The sequence below is a fragment of the Streptomyces sp. NBC_01352 genome (assembly GCF_036237295.1).
Taxonomy (GTDB): domain Bacteria; phylum Actinomycetota; class Actinomycetes; order Streptomycetales; family Streptomycetaceae; genus Streptomyces; species Streptomyces plumbiresistens.
Genome location: NZ_CP108354.1, coordinates 8281441 through 8304558 on the forward strand (window position 1 = coordinate 8281441; position 23118 = coordinate 8304558).

A 23118-nucleotide genomic window follows, 5' to 3' on the forward strand; every position below is an offset into this window, starting at 1 on the left:
CGACCGGCTACGGCACCACCACGATCTTCCGCCCCACCCCCGCGGCGAACTGCTCCAGCGCCTGCGGATACCGGTCCAGCGGGATGCGGTCGCTGATGAACACGTCGGGGTCGAGCACCCCGTTGGCGAACAGTTCGGCCGCCCGCTCGAAGCTGTGCAGCACCGCCATCGACCCGGTGATGGTGATCTCCTGGTTGTAGATGCGGTACGGGTCGATCTCCACGCGGGTCGCGTAGTCGGCGACGCCGAACTGCAGGAAGGTGCCGGCCTTCGCGACCCGCCCCAGACCGTCCTGGATCGCCGCCGCGTTGCCCGTGGCGTCGACCACGACGTCCCAGCCCTGCGGCCGCTCCAGCTCGTCCGCGTTCGCCGCCGACCCGGAGACGCCGAGCAGCCGTGCCGTCTCCAGCCGCGCCGGGTTCAGGTCCACCATGTCCACGCTGGCCGCGCCCGTGCGCTTGGCCAGTTCCAGCATCATCAGGCCCATCGTGCCGGAGCCGTAGATCAGGACGTGGGCGCCGAGGCGGGACTGCAGGACGTCGTAGCCGCGCACCGCGCACGACAGCGGCTCCACCAGCGCCGCGTCCTCGGTACGGACGTGCTCGGGCAGCTTCACGCAGTTCGCCACCGGCGCCACCGCGTACTGCGCCGCACCGCCCGCCGTGGTCACGCCGATCGCGGCCCACCGCTCGCAGAGGTTGTTGTGGCCCGTACGGCAGTACCGGCACTCGTAGCAGTAGAGCGAGGGGTCCACCGCGACCCGGTCGCCCACCGACACCTCCGTGACCTGGGTGCCGACCCCGACCACCGCGCCCGCGAACTCGTGTCCGGGCACGATCGGCAGCTTGGGCGCGAACTCGCCCTGGAGGATGTGCAGATCGGTCCCGCACAGCCCGCACGCGGCGACCTCGACGACGACCTCGCGCGGCCCGGGCGTCGGGTCCGGGACCTCGGTGACGACGGCACGGCCCACGGACTCGATGACGGCGGCCTTCATTTCACGGCTCCCAACGACAGGCCCTGGACCAGCTTGTCCTGGGCGGCGAACCCCGCGGCGAGCACCGGCAGGGAGATCACGAGCGACGCGGCGCACACCTTCGCCAGGAACAGGCCCTGGCTGGTGATGAAGCCGGTCAGGAAGACGGGGGCGGTCTCGGCGACCACGCCGGTCAGTACCCGGGCGAACAACAGCTCGTTCCAGCTGAAGATGAAGCAGATCAGGGCCGTCGCCGCGATTCCGGGGAGGGCGATCGGGGCCACCACGCGCGCGAGGATCGTGGGCAGCCGCGCCCCGTCCACGCGGGCCGCCTCGATGATCGCCACCGGGACCTCGGCCAGGAAGGACTGCATCATCCAGACCGCGATCGGCAGGTTCATGGACGTGTAGAGGATGACCAGGAGCCAGATGTTGTCGAGCATCCCCGTGTTCTTGGCGAACAGGTAGATCGGCAGCAGGCCCGCCACCGCCGGCAGCATCTTGGTCGACAGGAAGAAGAACAGGACGTCCGTCCACTTCTTCACCGGGCGGATCGACAGCGCGTACGCGGCGGGCAGGGCCAGCAGCAGGACGAAGAGCGTGGACGCCACCGATGCCACGGTCGAGTTGATCAGGGCGGGCCACGGGCTGGCGCCGCCGCCGGTGCCGAAGAACTCGCGGTAGCCGTCCAGGGTCAGGGCGGCGGTGAAGGACGGGGGGTTGGTGGCCGCGTCCTGCTCCGAGTGGAAGGAGGTCAGCGCCATCCAGGCGATGGGAAGGAAGAAGACGATCCCGGCCAGCCAGGCCACCAGGCCGAGGCCGGCACCCTTGCGACGGACGCGCACGGTCGCGTTCGTGGTCGTGGTCGTGGTTGTGGTCGTGGCACTCATGCGCGCCCCACCTCCTCGCGGAACAGCGACGACACCACGCGCAGCGCGAAGGTCGCGATGATGATCGAGCCGATGACCACCAGGACGCCGGCGGCCGAGGCGAGGCCGTTCTCGTGGGCCTGGTAGAAGCTCTGGTAGACGGTGTAGGGGAGGTTGGCCGTGCCCAGGCCGCCGGACGTGATCGTGAAGACCGCGTCGAAGTTCTGGACGATGTAGATCGAGCCGAGCAGCGCGCCCAGTTCGAGGTAGCGGCGCAGGTGCGGGAGCGTCAGATAGCGGAAGATCTGCCAGTCGCTGGCGCCGTCCACCCGCGCGGCTTCCATCTGCTGCTGGTCGCGGCTCTGTAGTCCCGCCAGCAGGATCAGCATCATGAACGGGGTCCACTGCCAGACCAGGGAGGCCTCGACCGCGAGCAGCGGGGTGTTGGAGATCCAGTCGGGCTGTGGGCCGCCCACATAGTGCAACAACCCATTGAACAGGCCGTATTCGGGGTTGTAGAGCACATGCTTCCAGAGCAGGGCCGCCGCCACGGGCACCACCAGGAAGGGGGCGATCAGCAGGGTGCGGACCAGGCCCCGGCCCCGGAACTTCCGGTCCAGGAGCAGGGCCAGGGCGAGGCCCAGGATCAGGCTGGCCAGCACCACCGCGACCGTCAGCAGGACCGTGGTCCACACCGACTGGCGCAGGTCGGCGTCGCTCAGCACCTGCTGGTAGTTGTCGAAGCCGGTGAACTCCCGGGCGTCGGGATAGAGGGAGTTCCAGTCGAAGAAGGAGATCACCACCGTGGCCACGAACGGGAGCTGGGTCACGGCGATCATGAAGATCAGGGCCGGCAGCAGTGGGCCCCGGGTCGCCCAGGCACGCAGGCGGTCGGAGGGCTGTCGCACGGTGGGTACGGGAGTGGCGGCTACGGGAGCCGTGGTCGTCGCGGTCATCGTCCCTCGTACTCCTCGGAGATCCGCTCGGCGAGCTGCTGGGACTTCTTCAGGGCCGACTCGACGGACTGGCGTCCGGCGATGGCCGCGCTGATCTCCTGGGAGACCTTGGTGCCGAGGTCGGTGAACTCGGGGATGCCGACGAACTGGATGCCGGGCGCGGGGCGCGGCTGCACGCCGGGGTCGTTCGGCCGGGCGCCCTCGATGGCCTCCTTGGTCATCTCCTGGAAGGAGGCGGCCTCCTTGATGTAGGCCGGGTTCGTGTACGTCGAGGCGCGCTTGCCGGCGGGCACGTTGGACCAGCCGATCTCGTCGCCGACCAGCTGCTCGTACTCCTTGCTCGACGCCCAGGAGACGAACTTCCAGGCCTTGTCGGGGTTGCGGGACGCGTCCTGGATGCCCCAGGCCCAGGTGTAGAGCCAGCCGGCGGACCTCGTCTCCTCGACGGGCGCGGGGGCGTAGCCGAGCTTGCCCTTGACCGGGGAGTTGGACGCCTCCAGGGAACCGGCCGCGGAGGTGGCGTCGTACCACATGGCGACCTTGCCCTGGGTCATGTTGTTCAGGCATTCGGCGAAGCCGGACTGCGCGGCGCCGGACTCGCCGTGCTCGCGGACCAGGTCGACGTAGAACTTCACCGCCTTCTCGAACTCGGGGGAGTCGAGCCGCGCCTTCCAGTCCTTGTCGAACCAGGTGCCGCCGAAGGTGTTCACCACGGTCGTCAGGGGTGCCATCACCTCGCCCCAGCCGGGCAGGCCGCGCAGGCAGATGCCGTTCATGCCCGGCTCGGCGCCGTCGACCTTCGCGGCGAGGTCCGCGACCTGGGTCCAGGTGGGGTGCGCGGGCATCGTCAGGCCCTCCTTCTCGAAGATGTCCTTGCGGTACATCAGGAAGGACGACTCGCCGTAGAAGGGCTGGCCGTAGAGCTTGCCGTCGTCGCCGGTCAGGGACTGGCGCATCGGCTTGAGGACGTCCTGCTCGTCGTACGCCGGGTCCTTGGCGACGTAGGAGTTCATCTCGTGCAGCCAGCCGTTGCGGGCGTAGATCGGGATCTCGTAGTTGGAGAGGGTCGCCACGTCGTACTGGCCCGCCTGGTTGGCGAAGTCCTGGCTGATCTTGTCGCGGACGTCGTTCTCGGGCAGGACGGTGAAGTTGACCTTGATGCCGGTCTCTTCGGTGAAGCGGGGGGCGAGCTTTTGCAGCTCTGTCATCTGGGGGTTGTTGACCATGAGGACGTTGATGGAATTGCCGCCGGAACCGGACCCGCCCGCTCCGGCCCAGCAGCCGGAGAGCAGCGGGGCGAGCAGCGTCCCTGCGGCGGCCATGGCGAGCGTGGCTCGCGGCGGCCGTCGTCGGCTCTGGGTTCGCATGGATCGCTCCTGGACGTATGGGGAGATAAGGGGCGCCGCTGGGTACAGAAGTGCCCTGAAAGGGGAGGGAGTTGTTTTCACACGCTGTTTTCAGACGCGGATGACCTGGGGCCCCAGCAGTGAGTAGCGGTGAGCCTCGGCCGTAGGGAGAAGGGTGCTGGTCACGATCGTCTCCAGTACGCCGATCTCGGCGAACCGGCAGAAGCTGACCGCGCCGAACTTGGTGTGCACGCCGGCGAACACCGTGCGGCGCGCGGCCCGGATCGCCTGTGCCTTGACCTCGCTGACCGCGGGGTCGGGGGTGGTCAGACCGTGTTCACGGGAGATGCCGTTGGCGCCGATGTAGGCGAGGTCGACGACGAAGCCGGCCAGCATCTTCGTCGTCCAGTGGTCGACGGTGGCGAGGGTGCCGGAGCGGACCCGCCCGCCCAGCAGCAGTACCGAGATGCCGTCCGCCTCGGCCAGCGCGCCCGCGACCGGAAGGGACGCGGTGACCACGGTCAGCGGCCGGTCCCTGGGCAGTGCCTCGGCGATGAGCTGCGGGGTGAAGCCCTCGTCGACGAAGACCGTTTCGGCGTCCCCGAGCAGCTCGGCCGCGGCGGCCGCGATCCGGCGCTTCTCGGGAACATGGCTGGTGGCACGGAACGCGAGCGTCGTCTCAAACCCGGCGCTCTCCACGGGATAGGCGCCGCCGTGGGTACGGCGGACCAGACCGTGGTCCTCCAGGGCGCGCAGATCCCGTCGTACGGTCTCCTTGGCCACGCCCAGTTCGGCGGCGAGCGCGGTGACGTCGACCTGACCGGTGGCGCGCGCGGCCCGGACGATCTCCCGCTGACGCTCTTCTGCCGTCCTGATGTGCATGGCCGACACCTGCCTCCGTGCTGCCGCGTTGCCCGTTCGGGCCCGGTGAGGCCCATGGGGGAAGTTCTACAGCGACCGTGCGGCACTGACCAGGTCTGTTGCGGGCTCGATACTGCCCGGGTGTGCCCGTTTACCGCGGGTCCTGCCCGTCCCGGACCTGCACGGCTGTGTCCCGGCGCGTGGGATCGGGCAGCGCGGCTGCCCGAACACGTCGGCGGGCGGGCCCGTTCGGTGCCCGCCCGCCGTCATCCGCTGTTTTCAAGTACGAGTACGGCCAGATCTATACGAGTACGGCCAGATCTACTAGTACGGCCAGATCGGCGGGTCGCTCACGAAGTGGCCGCCGAGGTAGGCGTGCGCCACGTTCTCCGGGTCCAGCTCGCCCTGTTCGGCGATCAGCTTCTCGGCGTACGGCTCGGAGTCGTCCTGCGGTTCGTAGCCGAGGGACCGCGCGGTGGTCAGGTCCCACCACAGGCGGGTGTTGGCGGAGGAGCCGTAGACGACGGTGTGGCCCACGTTCTCGGCGGTCAGGGCCGCGTGGAAGAGTCGGGCGCCGTCGGCGGGGCTCATCCACATCGAGAGCATGCGCACGCTGGTCGGCTCGGGGAAGCACGAGCCGATGCGGACGGAGACCGTCTCCATGCCGTGCTTGTCCCAGTAGAACTGCGCGAGGTCCTCGCCGAAGGACTTCGACAGGCCGTAGAAGGTGTCAGGGCGGCGCGGGGTGTCGATGGGGATCAGGGCGTCCGGGTCAAGAGGCGTGTCGCCCTGGGGGCGCGGGGTGAAGCCGACCGCGTGGTTGGAGGAGGCGAAGACGATTCGCTCGATGCCCTCCTCGCGGGCGGCCTCGTACAGGTTGTACGTGCCCACGATGTTCGCGCTGAGGATCTTCTCGAAGGGAGCTTCCAGGGAGATGCCCGCGAGGTGGATGATCGCGTCGACCCCCCGCACGGCCTCACGCACGGCGTCCTTGTCGGCGAGGTCCGCGACGATCGCGTCCGGCTCGCCGTCGATGGGACGCAGGTCGAGCAGGCGCAGTTCGTAGCCGAAGGCCGGGAGCAGGTTCTGCATCAGGGAGCCGAGCCCGCCGGCCGCGCCGGTGAGCAGAACGATGCGGGGAGCGGGCATCCTCGGGTCTCCTTGGGTCCGCCGCCTGTGACAGGTGGACGTGTGACAGGTGGACGTATGTGTGGACTGCATTCACATGCGTGGACACGCTAAGGAGCCCCGGCGCATCCCGTCAAGTATCGCGCGGACCTGGGAAATTCGCTTCTGGGATGGCGGTTTGCGCGCTTGACCGGCCCTGAAGGGGCTCCTTAGGGTGGAGGCGTTCATAAATATGGATGCGAATCATAAGCGTGAGCGCCTGTTCTAGGGAGAGCCCGTGACGTCAGCCCCCCTCGCCGCTCGACTCGGCATCCCCGGCGGGCCCCTGTTCTTCCCCGTCACCGCCTACGGCCCCGACGGCTCCGTCGACCTCGACGTCTTCCGCGCGCATGTGCGCCGCGGGGTGGAGGCCGGCGCCGCCGCCGTCTTCGCCTGCTGCGGCACCGGGGAGTTCCACGCGCTCGCGCCCGAGGAGTTCGAGGCGTGCGTGCGGGCGGCCGTGGAGGAGACGGCGGGCCGGGTGCCGGTGGTCGCGGGCGCCGGATACGGCACCGCGCTCGCCGTGCGGTACGCGCGCCTGGCCGAGGCCGCCGGGGCGGACGGGCTGCTCGCCATGCCGCCGTACCTCGTGGTCGCCGGACAGGAAGGCCTGCTGCGGCACTACCGGGAGGTGGCCGCGGCGACCGGGCTGCCGGTGATCGTCTACCAGCGCGACAACGCCGTGTTCACCCCGGAGAGCGTCGTCGGGCTGGCCCGCACGGACGGGATCATCGGCTTCAAGGACGGCCTCGGCGACCTGGACCTGATGCAGCGGATCGTGAGCGCCGTACGCACCGAGGTCCCCGGCGACTTCCTCTACTTCAACGGCCTGCCGACGGCCGAGCAGACCCAGCTCGCCTACCGCGGCCTCGGCATCACCCTCTACTCCTCCGCCGTCTTCTGCTTCGCGCCGGAGATCGCCCTCGCCTTCTACGAGGCCCACAAGACCGGCGACGACGCCACCGCCAACCGCCTCCTCGACGGCTTCTACCGTCCCTTCGTCGAACTGCGCGCCCAGGGCCGCGGCTACGCCGTCGCCCTCGTCAAGGCCGGGGTGAGGATGCGCGGGCTCGACGTGGGGGAGGTGCGGCCGCCGCTGCACGAGCCGAGCGAGGATCATGTCAAGCAGCTCGCTCAGGTGATCGAGCGTGGGTACGCACTGCTCGACGAGAACCAGTGATCGCTAAGAACACGGCGGAGGACAAGTGAAGGCGTCTACGTTCGTCTACCCCTGGGATGTCAACGGGGACCCCGAGGCCGCCGAGCGCATCGCCGCCCTCGGCGTACGGCAGGCGACCCTCGCCGCCGCCTACCACTCCACCCGCGCCCTCACCCCCCGCCACCCGCGCCACCGCATCGTCACCGCCGAGCACGCGGCGGTGCTGTACCCGACGGACGACCGCTGGGAGGGGCGGACCCTGCGCCCGTACGCCGCCGGTGACTGGGCCCCCGGCGACGCCTTCGGCGAGGCCGCCGCCGCGCTCGCGGCCGCCGGGCTCGAGGTGCACACCTGGGTCGTCCTCGCGCACAACTCCCGTCTGGGCGCCGACCACCCGGACACCTCGGTCGTCAACGCCTACGGCGACCGCTACCCGTGGGCCCCCTGCATCGCACAGCCCGCCACGCGCGCGTACCTCGTCGACCTGGCCGCCGAGGCCGCCGTACGGCCCGGGGCGCGCGGCACCGAACTGGAGTCCCTCGGCTGGTACGGCCTCCAGCACCTGCACGCCCACGACAAGACCGGCGGCGTCGGCCTCGGGGACGCCGGACAGTACCTGATGGCCCTCTGCTTCTGCCCGGCCTGCCAGGAGGGCTACGGCCGACAGGGCCTGGACGCCGACGAGTTGGCGGCCGCCGTACGCACGGCGCTGGAGCCGGTGTGGCAGGGGGCGCCCGACGACGGAGGCTGGGCGGGGGTCGAGAAACTCCTCGGGGAGGAGACGGCGGCCGCCACGCGCGCGTGGCGCGACGACACCGCCCGCACGCTCCAGGAGACGGCCGTCACCGCGGTCCGCGCCGCCGCGCCCGAGGGCTTCCAGGTCCTGCTGCACGCCGACCCCGTGACCTACCACGTCGGCGCCAACCCCGGCGTCGACCCCGCGCACATCCTGTCCGTCGCGGACGGGGTGGTCGTGCCGTGCGCGGGCGGACCGGGTCTCCTGACGCCCTTCGCGGAGCATCGGCGGGACGACACCGTGGTCGCGGCCAACTTCGGTGTGGTCTCCGGCATGGGCGGCAGCCCGGGCACGCTCGCGGCGGACGCGGCGCGGGCCCGGGAACTGGGGGCCACGGAAGTGCGGCTGTATCACGCCGGGTTGGCGTCGGACGGGGACCTGGAGACGGTGCGGTCGGAGTTCGCCGGGCTCGGAGACAGGTGAGCAGCGCGAGACCCAGGGCGACCAACAGCGGGCAATGATCGGCCGGTTCGACCAGCGCCGCCCCGGCGGCCGGCCCGAGGACGTTCGGTGCGGAGACGAGGCTGCCGGCCGTGGCGGCCGTACAGCCCAGCAGCGCGTGGGGGGTCTCGCGCTGTACGGCGGTGAACGCGGCGATCAGCACACGGGGCAGGCCCACACCGCCCGCCGCGAAACGGTGCTTGCCGCGGCGGCGCAGGGCGGGGCCGGAGACCAGCCCGATCGCTATGGAACCGGAGCCCTGGACGGCGGCAGCGACACCGGCGTACGCGGGGGAGTGCCCGAGGCTGCCGACGCCGGCGTAGCGCAGCGACCCGCTGACACCGGCGCCGCGCATGGTCGCGCCGCCGGCCAGGACGAGGGGCGCAGCCGCGGGTGGGCCCACAGGTGGCGGGCGCCCTCGGCGGTCCGCGCACGCCGGTCGCCCGCTCAGGCAGGGGGCGCGGGCGCGGATCCGGCGGCCTCGGCGGCTGGGGCGTTCCGGGTCCACCTTCCGGTCGGCGCGCGATCTCCTGCGCAGGGCGGGGCCGACGTGGTCGGCCACGCCCTGGAGGGCCGGCGCGCCTGATCCGGGCGGGCCGATGAGTTCCGGGTCCGGCGTCGGTCTACCTCTCAAGACGACCTGTGTGAGGAGCAGCGATGACCGACACCACCCTCGACCTCGGACCCCAGGCCCGGACCGTGGCGCGCCTGGCGGAGGGCGTGACCGACGAGCAGCTCTCGGGCCCGACGCCCTGCCCGGACTACGCGGTGCGCAACCTGCTGGGGCACCTGGCCGGCCTGGCCGTCGCCTTCCGTGACGCCGGGCGCAAGGATCTGGGTGCCACGACGGACACCAGCCCCACCTCCGCGCTGCCCGACATCGGGCCGGGCTGGCGCCAGGAGCTGCCCAAGGTGCTCGAGGAACTCGGCGACGCGTGGCGCGACCCGGCCGCCTGGACCGGCATGACCCGCGCGGGCGGCGTGGACCTGCCCGGTCCCGTCGCCGGCCTCGTCGCGGTCGACGAGATCATGATCCACGGCTGGGACCTGGCCCGGGCGACCGGCCAGCCGTACGAGGCCGACCCCGCCGCACTGCAGGCCGTGCACGACTTCCTCCTCGCATCGGTCGGCGACCCGACCCGCGACAGCATCTTCGGCCCCGTCGTCCCCGTCCCGGCCGACGCCCCGCTGCTCGACCGGGCTGTGGGGCTGAGCGGGCGGGACCCGGGCTGGACGCCGTAAATCCCGGGGCGGGCGCCCACCGGGCACGTACGCTCCCCCCATGCCCGGCCCTCTCACCCTCACCGTCCTCGGCACCGCCTCCCCGCACCCGCGGCCGGACCGGCCCTGCTCCGGCTATCTGGTGCGCGGTGGCGGTGCCGAGGTGTGGGTGGACGCCGGGCCGGGAAGCTTCGCGGAGTTGCAGCGGCACACCGATCCGGCGGGGCTCAGCGCGATCTGGATCTCGCATCTGCACGCCGATCACAACGCCGACCTGCTCTCCGCCGTCTACGGGCTCGCCTACGGCGGACTCACCCCGGCCGCCCCCATCCCCGTCTACGCCCCGGCCGGCTGCGCACAGCGGCTCGCCGGCTTCTTCGGGCGGCCGGACGCCGGGTTCCTGAGCGGCGTCTTCGACTTCCGGACCTTGTACGACGGCCACACCGCCCGGCACGGCGAACTGCTCATCACCGCGCACACGGTCCAGCACGACGTCGAGGCCTACGGGCTGCGCGTCGAGACCGGCGGACGCGCACTCGCGTACTCCGGTGACAGCGGACCCTGCGCCGCGCTCACCGAACTCGCCCTCGACGCCGACCTCTTCCTCTGCGAGGCAGACATCGACGCGCATCGCGAAGGCGAACAGGTTCATCTGACACCCGAGGACGCCGGCGCCACGGCCCGTGCGGCCGGCGTACGGCAGCTGCTCGTCACGCATGTCGGGCCCACGCTCACCACCGAGGCGGCGACCGCGCGTGCCGCCTCCGTCTTCGGCGGGCCGACCGCCGCCGCCCGCGTCGGCGAGACCCGGACCGTCTGACCCGCGGTCTTTACCGCAACCTCAACTTCCTTTGTCAGAAGCATTGACGAAACACAGGCCCCCTCCTACCTTCAACCGCGTCGTACTTCGTACGTCATATATGAGACGCGATACGTGAGATCCGATACGCGATTCGCCGAGACGCGAGATCCGAGAGGCGCGCATGACCTCTGTGCCCACGCCGATCCCCTCCCGCACGCAGTACGTGCTGGAAGGGATCAAACACCGCATCCTCACCGGGCAGTTGACCCCGGGGCAGGCTCTGGTCGAGACCGAGCTCGCCGCACAGTTCGGGGTGTCCAAGACCCCGGTGCGCGAGGCGCTCAAGACCCTGGCCGGCACCGGGCTCGTCGTGATGAACCAGTACAAGGGCGTCACGGTGCGCATGGTGGACGCGGACATGGCGCGCGAGGTGTACGACGTCCGACTGCTCCTGGAGCCCGAGGCGCTGAAGCGTGCCGTGCAGCGCGGGGCGTCCCTCGACGCCGCGCGGGACGCGCTGACCCGTGCCGACGGGGCCACGGACACCGCCGAACGGTCGCTCGCCAACCGTGAGTTCCACCGCGCCCTGTACCTGCCCTGCGGCAACCCGCTGCTCGGCCGGATGCTCGACGAGGTCCGCGACCAGGCGGCCCTGGTCTCCGCGGTCGCCTGGGCGGCCTCGCCGTCCTGGGACCGGGAGGCCGGCGAGCACCGCGAGATCCTGCGGCTCGCCCTCGCCGGTGACGCCGACGGCGCGGCCCGCGCCCTGCACGCGCACATCGGGTCGTTCGTGCAACGGGCCTTCCCGCAGGCGGAGTCCGGAGCCCAGGGAGAGGACGGTCAGGCATGACAACGACGTTCGAGACCCAGCGGACGGCCCTGGCCGACGTGGTGGCGATCCCGGTGACGCCGTTCGCCGAGGACGGCACCATCGACCAGGCCACCCACCGGGCCCTGCTGCGTCGTCTCCTCGACGGAGGGGTCAGGACCCTCACCCCCAACGGCAACACCGGGGAGTTCTACGCCCTCACGCCCCGGGAGCGGCAGCTCGTCACCGAGTGGACCATCGACGAGACCGGCGACCGTGCCGTGATCCTCGTCGGGGTCGGGCACGACGTGCCGACCGCCGTCGCCTCCGCCCGGCACGCCCGTGAGCAGGGCGCCCAGATGGTGATGGTCCACCAGCCCGTCCACCCGTACGTCTCGCAGAGCGGCTGGGTCGACTACCACCGTGCGATCGCCGAGGCGGTGCCCGAGCTGGGTGTCGTCCCGTACATCCGCAACGCCCAGCTGCACGGCTTCAGGCTCGCCGAACTCGCCGACGCCTGCCCGAACGTGATCGGCGTGAAGTACGCCGTCCCGGACGCGGCCAGGTTCGCCGCGTTCGCCCGCGACGCGGGGCTCGACCGCTTCGTATGGGTCGCCGGTCTCGCCGAGCCGTACGCCCCCTCGTACTTCTCCGCGGGCGCCACCGGCTTCACCTCGGGGCTCGTGAACGTCGCCCCGGCCGTTTCGCTGAACATGATCGAAGCGCTTCGATCCGGTGACTTCCCGGCCGCCATGAAGGTCTGGGAGCAGATCCGCCGCTTCGAGGAGCTCCGCGCCGCCAACGGCTCCGCCAACAACGTCACCGTCGTCAAGGAGGCCCTCGCCTCCCTCGGCCTGTGCCGCCGCGACGTCCGGCCGCCGAGCCGGCAGCTGCCCGAGGACGAGCGGGCGGAAGTCGCCGCCATAGCCGCGGGGTGGTCCATGTGAACGCGATGAACGAGCCGATCAGAAGGCGCCCCGAAGACCTCAGAAGCCACCAGTGGTACGGCACGGACGGTCTGCGCTCCTTCAGCCACCGCGCCCGCACCCGCCAGCTCGGCTACCTGCCCGAGGAGCACCTGGGCAAGCCGGTCATCGCGATCCTCAACACCTGGTCCGACATCAACCCGTGCCACGTCCATCTGCGCGACCGCGCGCAGGCGGTGAAGCGGGGGGTGTGGCAGGCCGGTGGCTTCCCGCTCGAGTTCCCGGTCTCCACCCTCTCGGAGACCTTCCAGAAGCCGACCCCGATGCTCTACCGCAACATGCTCGCGATGGAGACCGAGGAACTGCTGCGGTCCTACCCGGTCGACGGGGCCGTACTGATGGGCGGCTGCGACAAGTCCACGCCCGCCCTGCTGATGGGCGCCGCGACCGCCGACCTGCCCGCGGTCTTCGTGCCGGCCGGGCCGATGCTGCCGGGCCACTGGCGCAACGAGATCCTCGGTTCCGGCACCGACATGTGGAAGTACTGGGACGACAAGCGGGCCGGCCTCATCGGCGACTGCGAGATGACCGAGCTGGAGTCCGGGCTCGCCCGCTCGCCCGGGCACTGCATGACGATGGGTACGGCGTCCACGCTGACCGCCGCCGCCGAGGCCCTCGGTGTCACGGTCCCGGGCGCCTCCAGCATCCCGGCCGTCGACTCGGGTCACGACCGGATGGCGGCCAAAGCCGGCATGACCATCGTCGAGCTGGTCCACAAGGACCGGAAACTGAGCGAGATCCTCACCCGCGACGCCTTCGAGGACGCCGTCACCACCGTCCTCGGCCTCGGCGGCTCCACCAACGCCGTGATCCACCTGATCGCCATGGCGGGCCGGGCGGGCGTCAAGCTCACCCTCGACGACTTCGACCGCATCGCCCGCACGGTCCCGGTGCTCGCCAACGTACGGCCCGGCGGACAGACGTACCTGATGGAGGACTTCCACTTCGCCGGGGGTCTGCCCGCCTTCCTCTCCCGGATCCCGGACCTGCTCCACCTGGAGCGGCCCACCGTCTCGTACGACACCATGCGCGAGCAGATCACCGGCGCGCAGGTGCACAACGACGACGTCATCCGGCCCCGGGACAACCCGGTCGCGAACGAGGGCGGGGTGGCCGTCCTGCGCGGCAACCTCTGCCCGGACGGCGCGGTCATCAAGCACATCTCGGCCGAGCCGCACCTGCTCAAGCACACCGGTACCGCCGTCGTCTTCGACGACTACCGGACGATGCAGCGCACCATCAACGACCCGGCGCTGAACATCACCGCCGACAGCGTACTGGTGCTGCGCAACGCCGGGCCCAAGGGCGGACCGGGCATGCCCGAGTACGGCATGCTGCCCATCCCCGACCACCTGCTCAAGCAGGGCGTGCGGGACATGGTCCGGATCTCCGACGCCCGGATGAGCGGCACGAGTTACGGCGCCTGTGTGCTGCACGTGGCACCCGAGTCGTACATCGGCGGACCGCTGGCCCTGGTACGGACCGGCGACAGCATCACCCTCGACGTCGAGGCCCGTGCTCTTCAACTCAACGTGGACGACGAGGAGTTGGAGCGCAGGCGGGCCGAGTGGACGCCGCCGCCGGTGCGGTACGAGCGTGGCTACGGCGCGCTCTACAACGAACAGATCACCCAGGCCGACACGGGCTGCGACTTCGAGTTCCTGGCCCGCCCCGGCAAGGTGCAGGACCCGTACGCGGGCTGAACCACAGCAGTACCCCCTCGCACACCCATGCACATGCAGAAAGCGCTTCACCCGCACCAGAACGCACGACGTACCAGAAACGGAGAACAGTCGTGGCCCAAGCCGCAGCCGTGGCGAAACCGCCCGCGCCACCCCGGCGACGCCGTGCCTCCGCCACGCCGCGCAGGCTCCCTTACCTGCTGATCGCGCCGGCGGCCCTGCTCATGCTGGGCTTCATCGCCTACCCGGTCATCAGCGTCTTCTACTACAGCCTGCAGAACTACAACCCCACCAAGCCGTGGCGGAACGGCTACGCGGGCTTCGACAACTTCGTCCACGCCTTCACCGAGGACCCGATCTTCTGGGACACGCTGGTCTTCAGCGCCAAGTGGGTCGTCGTCGAGGTCGGGCTCCAGCTGCTGTTCGGTCTGGCGCTGGCACTGATCGTCAACCAGACCTTCGTGGGCCGGGGCCTGGGCCGTGCCATGGTCTTCTCCCCCTGGGCCGTCTCCGGCGTGCTCACCTCCGCGATCTGGGTGTTGCTCTACAACTCCCAGACGGGCATCACCCGTTACCTCGCGGACATGGGCATCGGCAGCTACGGCACCAGCTGGCTGTCGGACACCTCGACCGTGTTCCCGGCGGCGATCGTCGCCGACCTGTGGCGCGGTGTCCCCTTCTTCGCGATCCTCATCCTCGCCGACCTGCAGTCCGTCTCGAAGGACCTGTACGAGGCCGCCGAGGTCGACGGGGCGAGCCGCATCCAGCAGTTCTGGCACATCACGCTGCCGCACCTGAAGGACGCGATCATCCTGTCCACGCTGCTGCGCGCGGTGTGGGAGTTCAACAACGTCGACCTCCTCTACACCCTCACGGGCGGCGGACCGGCCGGCGAGACGACGACACTCCCGCTCTACATCGCCAACACCAGCGTCGACGCACACAACTTCGGCTACGCGTCCGCCCTGACCACGGTCGCGTTCGTCATCCTGCTCTTCTGCTCGATGGTCTATCTGCGCCTGAGCAAGTTCGGAGGTGGGGACAAGTGAGCACCAAGGAGGCCACCGCGGTCGCACCGGCCCCCCGGCGCACGGTTCCCGAACCGCAGCGCCCGGTCAAGAAGCGTCCCGCCTGGGACGAGGCACCCCGCTGGCAGATCTACCTGCCGCTGTCGATCTACCTCGTCTTCACGCTCATCCCCTTCTACTGGATCCTGCTGTTCGCGCTGCGCCCGGCCGGCTCGACCTCGCTCGTGCCCTGGCCGATCACCTTCGACCACTTCGAGAAGGTGTGGACGGAGCGCGCCTTCGCCACCTACTTCCAGAACAGCCTACTCGTCGGTCTCGCCACCCTGGTGATGACGACCCTCGTCGCGCTGGCCGGCGGCTACGCGCTCGCCCGCTTCAACTTCAAGATCAAGCAGGCCTTCATGCTGGCCCTGCTGTGCTCCCAGTTCGTGCCGGGCGCGCTGCTCCTGGTGCCGCTGTTCGAGATCTTCGCCGAGCTCCAGATGATCAACTCGCTGGGCAGCGTCATCATCGCGGAGACCGTGTTCCAGCTGCCGCTGTCGATGATCCTGATCAGCAACTTCATCAAGAACGTGCCGTACTCGCTGGAGGAGGCGGCCTGGGTCGACGGCTGCAACCGGTTCACCGCGTTCCGGATCGTCGTCCTGCCGCTGCTGCGGCCCGGTCTGATCGCCGTCGGCTCCTTCGCCTTCGTGCACTCCTGGAACCACTTCCTGTTCGCCCTGATGTTCCTCAACAACCAGAGCAAGCAGACCATCCCGGTCGGCCTCAACACCCTGATGAGCGCGGACAGCGTCGACCTCGGCGCGCTCGCCGCGGGCGGCATCATCGCGGCCGTCCCCGTCGTGATCGTGTTCGCCTTCATCCAGAAGTGGCTGATCACGGGCTTCAGCGCGGGGGCGGTGAAGGGATGAGGAAGCGTCACCTCGTCGTCGCCCTGGGCCTGTTGGGGATGCTCTGTGTCCCCGCCCACGCCGAGGCCCGTGACATCAGCCGCGAGACCCTGCCCCCGAACGACGGCTGGGCGGCCGCCGCCGGCGGCACCACCGGGGGCGCGGCGGCCGACGACGCCCATGTGTACACGGTCACCGACCGCGCCGGACTGGTCCGCGCCCTGGACGGCGGCAGCGACACCCCGAAGATCATCAAGATCGCCGGGACCATCGACGCCAACACCGACGACGACGGCGACCGCCTGGACTGCGCCGACTACACAACCGACGGCTACAGCCTCAGGAAGTACCTGGCCGCCTACGATCCCCGTACGTGGGGTGCGGCCAAGCCCAGCGGCCCGCAGGAAGAGGCCCGCCAGGCGTCGGCGGCCAGGCAGGCCGAGCGGGTCGTCCTGCCCGTCGGCTCCAACACCACGATCGTCGGCCTCGGCTCCAAGGCCGTCCTCAAGGGCGGCAGCCTCCAGGTCAGCGACGCGGACAACGTGATCATCCGCAACCTCGAACTCCGCGACGCCTACGACTGCTTCCCCGTCTGGCAGCCCAACACCGGCGGCCTCGGCGACTGGAAGACGGCGTACGACACCCTCTGGCTGCGCGGTGCCACCCATGTCTGGGTCGACCACATCACGGCCTCCGACAAGGGCCACCCGGACGAGAAGGAACCCACCTACTTCGCCCGCAACTACCTGCGCCACGACGGCCTGCTCGACATCACCAACGGCTCCGACCTGGTCACCGTCTCCTGGAGCCGGTTCGCCGACCACGACAAGGCGATGCTCATCGGCAACGGCGACACGGCCACCGGCGACCGCGGCAAACTCCGGGTGACCCTGCACCACAACGAGTTCGAGTCCGTCGTCCAGCGCGCACCCCGCGTCCGCTTCGGGCAGGTGCACCTCTACAACAACCGGTACGTCGTCCCTGACGACGCCCACGACTACCGCTACTCCGTCGGAGTGTCCACCGAGTCGGCGATCCACGCCGAGAACAACGCCTTCCACACCCCCGGCCACATCGAGGCCGCCGACCTGGTCAAGAGCTGGAACGGCACCGCCCTGCACCAGAGCGGCACCCTCTTCAACGGCTATCCGGTGGACCTGCTCGCCATACACAACGCCTACAACTCGGGCAGCGAGCGTGACCTCACGGCCGACGTCGGCTGGACACCTACCCTGCACACAAAGATCGACAGCGCCGAGGCGGCCGACCGAGAGGTGGCACGCGGCGCGGGCGCAGGGAGGACCCCATGACCGTAGACATCGTCCTGGCGGGCGCGCGAGGCCACGGCCGCTGGCACCTGGACAATATCCGCAGGCTCCAGGACAAGGGGATCGTCCGGCTCGTCGGTATCTGCGAGCTGACCCCGCTGACCGCGGACGAACTCCCCGAGGGCCTAGGGCCTGTGTCGGAAGTGGCGCCTGCCGGCCGACGCCCGGCACGCACTCTCGCCGCACCGGGCGAAAGCCCACGTACAACCAGTACGAGGGCTTCCGCCGGGCACGCCGAGAGCACGCACCAGACGCCGCCCGGCCCGCCCTCCGGGCGGACGACGCCACTTCCGACACAGGCCCTGGGCACGCCCGAGCAGTCCGCGGACTTCGGCGCCCTCCTCGACTCGACCGGCGCCCGGATCGCGGTGATCTGCACGCCGATCCCGACCCACACGGACCTGGCGCTGACGGCCGCGCGAAGGGGCGTGCACCTCCTGCTGGAGAAGCCGCCCGCCCCCTCGTACGCCGAGTTCCGCCGCATGGCGGACGGGGTCGCCGAGGCCGGGGTGGTCTGCCAGATCGGCTTCCAGTCGCTGGGCTCGCACGCCGTGCCCGCGATCCGTGAGCTGATCGGCGAGGGTGCCATCGGCGACCTGGTCGGCGTCGGCGGGGCCGGCGCCTGGGCGCGCCCCGAGGCGTACTACCGGCGGGCGCCCTGGGCCGGCAAGCGGCGGCTGAACGGCGTCGACGTGATCGACGGGGCGCTGACCAACCCGCTGGCGCACGCCGTCGCCACCTCCCTCGCGCTGGCCGGTGCCCCGCGCGCCGAGGACGTCGCCGGGATCGAGACCGAGCTGCTGCGCGCCAACGACATCGAGTCCGACGACACCTCCTGCGTCCGCGTCACCACCACACGGGGCTTCCCGGTCACCGTCGCCGCGACCCTGTGCGCCGAGGACCCCGACGAGCCGTACGTCGTCGCGCACGGCAGCAGCGGCCGGATCACCTTCTGGTACAAGCAGGACCGCGTGCTGCTCCAGCGGGCCGACCACGGCCCCGAGGAGTACGAGTACGGCCGCACCGACCTGCTGGAGAACCTCGTCGAGCACCTTACCGACGGTGTCGACCTGCTGGTCGCCCCGGACGCCACCGGCGCCTTCATGAAGGTCGTCGAGGCGATCCGGCAAGCGCCCGACCCGGCCCCGCTGCCCGACAGCGCCTGGCAGCTGCTCCCCGGCGAGCGGCGCAGGGTCGTCCCCGGCATCGACGGCCTGGTCGCGGCCGCCGCCGACACTCTCGCCCTCTACTCAGAGCTGGGCGCCTCGTGGGCGCCAGGAAACGAGGTGAGTACCTGATGACGACCAACGACTCGCCGGTGCTGCGTGTCGCGGGCCGACCGGTCGGCCGGTACGTCACCCGGCCCGAGCTGCCACCCCGGTTCTCCCCGCGCCCGTATCTGCACCCCGTCACCACCCTGGCCGGCACGGCTGTCACCGAGCTCAGCCCCGCCGACCACACACACCACCTCGGCGTCGGTGTCGCCGTTCCCGACGTCGAGGGGTTCAACTTCTGGGGCGGCCGCACCTACGTCCGCGACCAGGGCCCGACCGAGCTCGACAATCACGGCGCCCAGCGGCACACCGCGTTCCAGCTGCGCGACCCCGACGGGCTCGTGGAGGAACTGCGCTGGGTGGCCGCGGGCGGTGAGCTGCTGCGCGAGCGCCGTACGGTCGCCGCCACCGAACTCACCGACGCCGCCTGGGCGTTGGACTTCACCTTCTCCCTCACCAACGTCACCCCCACCCCGCTGTCGATCGGCAGCCCGGCGACCAACGGGCGCCCCGGCGCGGCCTACGGCGGCTTCTTCTGGCGGGCCCGCAAGGAACAGGAGACCCCGCGGGTCTTCACCGCCGGCGCCGAGGGCGAGGCCGAGATCCACGGCACCCGTGCCGACTGGCTCGCCCTGGCCGGCGCCGACTGGACCCTGGTCTTCGCGGGCGCCACCGAAGAGACCCGCCGGGACCCGTGGTTCGTGCGCACCGCCGAGTACCCGGGCGTCGGCTCGTCCCTGGCGTACGACGAGCGGCTGCCGATCGAGCCGGGCGACACCGTCGTACGCCGGATCGTCACCGTGGTCGCCGACGGCCTCCTCGACCGGGACGGCGCCGCCGCCCTCATCCGCAAGGCGGTGAGCCTGTGACCGCCGAGACGAACCCGAACCCGAGCCCGAGCCCCGTTCCGGCCGCAGAGACGTATACGAACCCCGTCCTGAACGCCGACTGGTCCGACCCGGACGTCGTCCGCGTCGGCGACGACTTCTACCTCACGGCGTCCAGCTTCGGCCGCGCCCCCGGCCTGCCGCTGCTGCACTCCCGCGACCTGGTCAACTGGACGCTCGTCGGCCACGCCCTCGAACGCCTGGAACCGGCGGGCGAGTTCAGGGCACCGCGGCACGACTGCGGAGTCTGGGCCCCGTCGCTCAGGCACCACGACGACCGCTTCTGGATCTTCTGGGGCGATCCCGACCAGGGCATCTTCCAGATCAACGCCCCCGAGATACGCGGCCCTTGGACCCGCCCCCACCTGCTCAAGGAGGGCAAGGGGCTCATCGACGCCTGCCCCCTGTGGGACGACGAGACCGGCGAGGCCTACCTGGTGCACGCCTGGGCCAAGTCCCGCTCGGGCATCAAGAACCGCCTCACCGGCCACCGCATGCACCCTGACGGCACGTCACTTCTCGACGAGGGCAAGGTGATTGTCGACGGGGACCGCATCCCCGGCTGGTTCACCCTCGAGGGCCCCAAGGTCTACCGGCACGACGGCTGGTTCTGGATCTTCGCCCCCGCCGGGAGCGTGGAGACCGGCTGGCAGGGCGCCTTCCGCTCGCGCGGCTTCTTCGGGCCGTACGAGGAGAAGATCGTCCTGGAGCAGAAGGACACCGACGTCAACGGCCCCCACCAGGGCGGCTGGGTGCGCACCCCGTCCGGCGAGGACTGGTTCCTGCACTTTCAGCAGCGCGGTGCCTACGGCCGGGTCGTCCACCTCCAGCCGATGCGCTGGACCGCGGACGGCTGGCCGGTGCTCGGGGACGACGGCGCCCCCGTGGCCGTATACAGGAAGCCCGACCTGCCGCCGCAGCAGGCGGCCGCGCCCGCCACCGACGACGACTTCCCCGGCGGACGCTTCGGCCGTCAGTGGCAGTGGACGGCCAACCCGCAGGACGGCTGGGCCACCCAGCACTCCGGGGACGGCCTCCGCCTCGCCTGTGTCCGCTCGGCCGACGCGCACGACCTGCGCAAAGTGCCGAGCGTCCTCACCCAGCGGCTGCCGGGCGTCCCGTCCGCCGTCGAGGTCGAACTGACCCTGCACGGCGAGGAACCGGGGGCGCGGGCCGGGCTCGCGGTTCTCGGGGACGCCTTCAGCTGGATCGGACTGCAGCGGGGGGCCGACGGGACGGTCCACCTGGTGCACCGGTTCGCCGAGGCCGTCGCGGAGAAGGAACGCGACGCCGACCACCCGCGACTCGCGCCTGAGGGCCGGGCCAGGCTGCGGATCGAGATCGGCACGGGAGCACGCTGCCGCTTCTTCTACGACGTCGGGGACGGCCCGCGTCCCTCCGGCCAGGTCTTCGCCGCCACCCCCTGGCGCTGGGTCGGCGCCCTGCTCGGCCTGTTCGCCCTCGCACCCGCCGGCCCGGGACAGGCCGGTGCGGCGAGTTTCACGCAGTTCAGGATCAGCCCGCTGTAAGCACCCGCTGTAGAGAACCGCTCGCGTACGTCTGTTGATCGCACGTAGAACGCCTGTTGGGAGCCGCAATGACGCACCTCCGTAGCAAGCGCTTGCCGAGACCGGGTCACGGCAGAGTCGTGGCCGCCGTGATCGGTCTGGTGGCCGCCCTGTCTCTCGGGGCGGTCGGCGAGGCGAAGGCCGCGGCCCCGTCCTCGGCCGCTTCGGTGCCGGCCGACCGCTTCACCGACCGGGCCCACGGTTTCGCCTCCCTCGCCGGCGGCACGACCGGCGGGGCGGGCGGCAAGGTGGTGACCGTCACCGACCAGGCCTCGCTGGCGAGGTACGCGGCGGCCGAAGAGCCGTACGTCATCAGGGTGTCCGGGGCGATAGCCGTCGAGCCGTTCGGCTCGGACATCGTCGTGACCTCGAACAAGACGATCATCGGTGTCGGCGACACGGGTGAGATCGTCCACGGGGAACTCCATCTGAACCCCGGCACGAGCAACGTCATCATCCGGAACCTGACGATCCGTGACTCGGCGGTCGAGGGCAACTGGGACTGCAAGGACACCGACTTCGACGGCATCCAGATGGACACCGTCCATCACGTGTGGGTCGATCACAACCGCTTCTCGAACATCTGCGACGGGCAGCTGGACGTCCGCAAGGACAGCGAGTACGTGACCGTCTCGTACAACCGGTTCGAGAACAACAACAAGACGTTCGGGCTCGGCTGGACGACCAACGTCAAGACGCAGATCACGATCGACCACAACCTGTTCGCCCACACCAAGCAGCGCAACCCGTCCGTGGACAACGCCGCCTACGCGCACCTGTACAACAACTACCTGACGGCACAGGTGGATCCGGGCGACCCCGTGTGGACGTACGGCAACTGGTCGCGCGGCCGGACCAGGATGGTCATCGAGAACAGCTACTACCGTGACGTCCAGCACCCCTACCAGGCGGACGCCACCGCCGAGTTGGTCGAGCGCGGGTCGATCCTGCGGAACACGACCGGACGGACCGACGAGTGGGGCGCCGCCTTCGATCCACGGGAGTTCTACGACTACCGGCTGGATCCGGCTGCCGCCGTGCCGGCTCTGGTCGAGCGTTTCTCCGGGCCGCAGAAGCGCATCGGCACCACCCTTCACGTCCCGGCCGACTACCCGACCGTGCAGGCCGCCGTCGACGCCGTGCCCGACGGCAACGCCGTGCCGGTGACGATCGCCATCGCGCCGGGCACGTACCGGGCGAAGGTCTTCGTCCCCGCGACGAAGCCGAACATCGTGTTGCAGGGGACTGGACAGGACCGGTCCGACGCCGTCATCGTCTACGACACGCCCGCCGCGTACGGCGGCTCCACCGGGAGCGCGACCGTACGGATCGCCGCGAACGACGTCACGGCCCGCAACCTCACCTTCAGCAACGACTTCGACGAGGCCGCGCACGAGCTCAGCGGCGAGCAGGCCCTCGCCATGAAGACGACCGGCGACCGGATCGTCTTCGAGGACACCGCCTTCCTGGGCAACCAGGACACCCTGATGACCGACAGCCCCAAGCTGGACGTGATCAGCCGCGTCTACATCCGCGACTCGTACATCGAGGGCGATGTCGACTTCGTCTACGGACGCGCGACCACCGTGATCGAGCGGTCCGTCATCAAGGCGCTCAGCCGGGGCTCCGCCACCAACAACGGCTACATCACGGCGGCTTCGACATGGACGGGCAACCCGTACGGGTTCCTGATCACGAAGTCGAAGGTCGTGAGTGACGCGCCCGCCGGCAGCTTCCATCTCGGCCGGCCCTGGCACCCGGGCGGGGAACCGAACGCCGTCGCCCAAGTGCTGTTCCGTGACACCGAGTTGCCCGCCGCGATCAAGGCCTCGCCGTGGACCGACATGAGCGGGTTCTCCTGGAAGGACGCCCGGTTCGCCGAGTACCGGACCTACGGGCCGGGAGCGGAAGTCACCGCGGACCGGCCGCAGATGAGCGACGCCGACGCGAAGACGCACACCGTCGCGCACTACCTCAAGGGCACGGACGACTGGGCTCCGCACGCCCGCCGCTGACCTCACACGGTGACCACTGACCCCCACAACTTCACATCTCCGCTGGATCCAGAAG

Annotated in this window: 21 protein-coding genes; 15 read left to right on the forward strand and 6 right to left on the reverse strand. The window is 70.6% G+C overall.

The window, feature by feature from the left end; translation table 11 throughout:
- Positions 1–7: 7 nt before the first annotated feature.
- The 6 genes from OG252_RS38130 to OG252_RS38155 form a co-directional block, all read right to left on the reverse strand.
- The gene (locus OG252_RS38130) at positions 8–997 is read right to left on the reverse strand and encodes a zinc-dependent alcohol dehydrogenase family protein (RefSeq protein ID WP_266441638.1); all 990 of its coding nucleotides are present in this window, start codon (positions 995–997) and stop codon (positions 8–10) included.
- On the reverse strand, positions 994–1866 hold the full coding sequence (locus OG252_RS38135; protein WP_266441642.1) for a carbohydrate ABC transporter permease: 873 nt from the start codon (positions 1864–1866) through the stop codon (positions 994–996). The genes OG252_RS38130 and OG252_RS38135 overlap by 4 nt, the downstream gene beginning before the upstream one ends.
- Positions 1863–2801: a carbohydrate ABC transporter permease gene (locus OG252_RS38140; protein ID WP_266441645.1), complete on the reverse strand. Its 939-nt coding sequence runs from the start codon at positions 2799–2801 to the stop codon at positions 1863–1865. The genes OG252_RS38135 and OG252_RS38140 overlap by 4 nt, the downstream gene beginning before the upstream one ends.
- Entirely contained in the window at positions 2798–4168 is a 1371-nt protein-coding gene (locus tag OG252_RS38145) for an ABC transporter substrate-binding protein (RefSeq protein ID WP_329341920.1), read from the reverse strand. Before OG252_RS38145 ends, OG252_RS38140 begins: the two co-directional genes overlap by 4 nt.
- Positions 4169–4258: 90 nt before the next feature.
- Positions 4259–5029, reverse strand: coding sequence for a DeoR/GlpR family DNA-binding transcription regulator (locus OG252_RS38150; RefSeq protein ID WP_266441651.1), 771 nt, complete (start codon positions 5027–5029; stop codon positions 4259–4261).
- 303 nt (positions 5030–5332) lie between these two features.
- Positions 5333–6157: an NAD-dependent epimerase/dehydratase family protein gene (locus OG252_RS38155; RefSeq protein ID WP_329341922.1), complete on the reverse strand. Its 825-nt coding sequence runs from the start codon at positions 6155–6157 to the stop codon at positions 5333–5335.
- 256 nt (positions 6158–6413) lie between these two features.
- Here OG252_RS38155 and OG252_RS38160 point away from each other — a divergent pair, with 256 nt between their 5' ends.
- The 15 genes from OG252_RS38160 (at position 6414) to OG252_RS38230 (ending at position 23063) form a co-directional block, all read left to right on the forward strand.
- Positions 6414–7355 (forward strand): 5-dehydro-4-deoxyglucarate dehydratase, encoded by a 942-nt coding sequence (locus tag OG252_RS38160; RefSeq protein ID WP_329341925.1) that lies wholly within the window; start codon positions 6414–6416, stop codon positions 7353–7355.
- 25 nt (positions 7356–7380) lie between these two features.
- Positions 7381–8553 (forward strand): hypothetical protein, encoded by a 1173-nt coding sequence (locus OG252_RS38165; protein WP_329341927.1) that lies wholly within the window; start codon positions 7381–7383, stop codon positions 8551–8553.
- A gap of 34 nt (positions 8554–8587) precedes the next feature.
- On the forward strand, positions 8588–9157 hold the full coding sequence (locus OG252_RS52415) for a hypothetical protein (protein WP_345567971.1): 570 nt from the start codon (positions 8588–8590) through the stop codon (positions 9155–9157).
- A gap of 71 nt (positions 9158–9228) precedes the next feature.
- Complete coding sequence (locus tag OG252_RS38175) at positions 9229–9813, forward strand: TIGR03086 family metal-binding protein (RefSeq protein WP_266441662.1); 585 nt, start codon at positions 9229–9231, stop codon at positions 9811–9813.
- 40 nt (positions 9814–9853) lie between these two features.
- Positions 9854–10612, forward strand: a complete 759-nt coding sequence (locus OG252_RS38180; protein ID WP_329341930.1) for an MBL fold metallo-hydrolase — start codon at positions 9854–9856, stop codon at positions 10610–10612.
- A gap of 163 nt (positions 10613–10775) precedes the next feature.
- Positions 10776–11444 carry a GntR family transcriptional regulator gene (locus OG252_RS38185; protein ID WP_266441666.1) on the forward strand — a complete coding sequence of 223 codons (669 nt, stop codon included), beginning with the start codon at positions 10776–10778 and terminating at the stop codon, positions 11442–11444.
- Complete coding sequence (locus tag OG252_RS38190) at positions 11441–12349, forward strand: dihydrodipicolinate synthase family protein (protein WP_266441668.1); 909 nt, start codon at positions 11441–11443, stop codon at positions 12347–12349. Before OG252_RS38185 ends, OG252_RS38190 begins: the two co-directional genes overlap by 4 nt.
- Before the next feature lie 5 nt (positions 12350–12354).
- Positions 12355–14091, forward strand: a complete 1737-nt coding sequence (araD, locus tag OG252_RS38195) for an L-arabinonate dehydratase (RefSeq protein ID WP_266441670.1) — start codon at positions 12355–12357, stop codon at positions 14089–14091.
- A 92-nt stretch (positions 14092–14183) separates the two neighbouring features.
- Positions 14184–15119, forward strand: a complete 936-nt coding sequence (locus tag OG252_RS38200) for a carbohydrate ABC transporter permease (protein WP_266441675.1) — start codon at positions 14184–14186, stop codon at positions 15117–15119.
- On the forward strand, positions 15116–16012 hold the full coding sequence (locus tag OG252_RS38205; RefSeq protein WP_266441677.1) for a carbohydrate ABC transporter permease: 897 nt from the start codon (positions 15116–15118) through the stop codon (positions 16010–16012). The genes OG252_RS38200 and OG252_RS38205 overlap by 4 nt, the downstream gene beginning before the upstream one ends.
- The gene (locus OG252_RS38210) at positions 16009–17301 is read left to right on the forward strand and encodes a pectate lyase family protein (protein ID WP_329341935.1); all 1293 of its coding nucleotides are present in this window, start codon (positions 16009–16011) and stop codon (positions 17299–17301) included. Before OG252_RS38205 ends, OG252_RS38210 begins: the two co-directional genes overlap by 4 nt.
- Positions 17298–18617 (forward strand): Gfo/Idh/MocA family protein, encoded by a 1320-nt coding sequence (locus OG252_RS38215; RefSeq protein WP_329341937.1) that lies wholly within the window; start codon positions 17298–17300, stop codon positions 18615–18617. Before OG252_RS38210 ends, OG252_RS38215 begins: the two co-directional genes overlap by 4 nt.
- A complete protein-coding gene (locus OG252_RS38220; protein ID WP_266441683.1) occupies positions 18617–19462 on the forward strand; it encodes a PmoA family protein in 846 nt (281 codons plus the stop codon). The genes OG252_RS38215 and OG252_RS38220 overlap by 1 nt, the downstream gene beginning before the upstream one ends.
- Positions 19459–21009 carry a glycoside hydrolase family 43 protein gene (locus OG252_RS38225; protein ID WP_329341940.1) on the forward strand — a complete coding sequence of 517 codons (1551 nt, stop codon included), beginning with the start codon at positions 19459–19461 and terminating at the stop codon, positions 21007–21009. Before OG252_RS38220 ends, OG252_RS38225 begins: the two co-directional genes overlap by 4 nt.
- 68 nt (positions 21010–21077) lie before the next feature.
- A complete protein-coding gene (locus OG252_RS38230; protein ID WP_266441684.1) occupies positions 21078–23063 on the forward strand; it encodes a pectinesterase family protein in 1986 nt (661 codons plus the stop codon).
- Positions 23064–23118 lie beyond the last annotated feature (55 nt).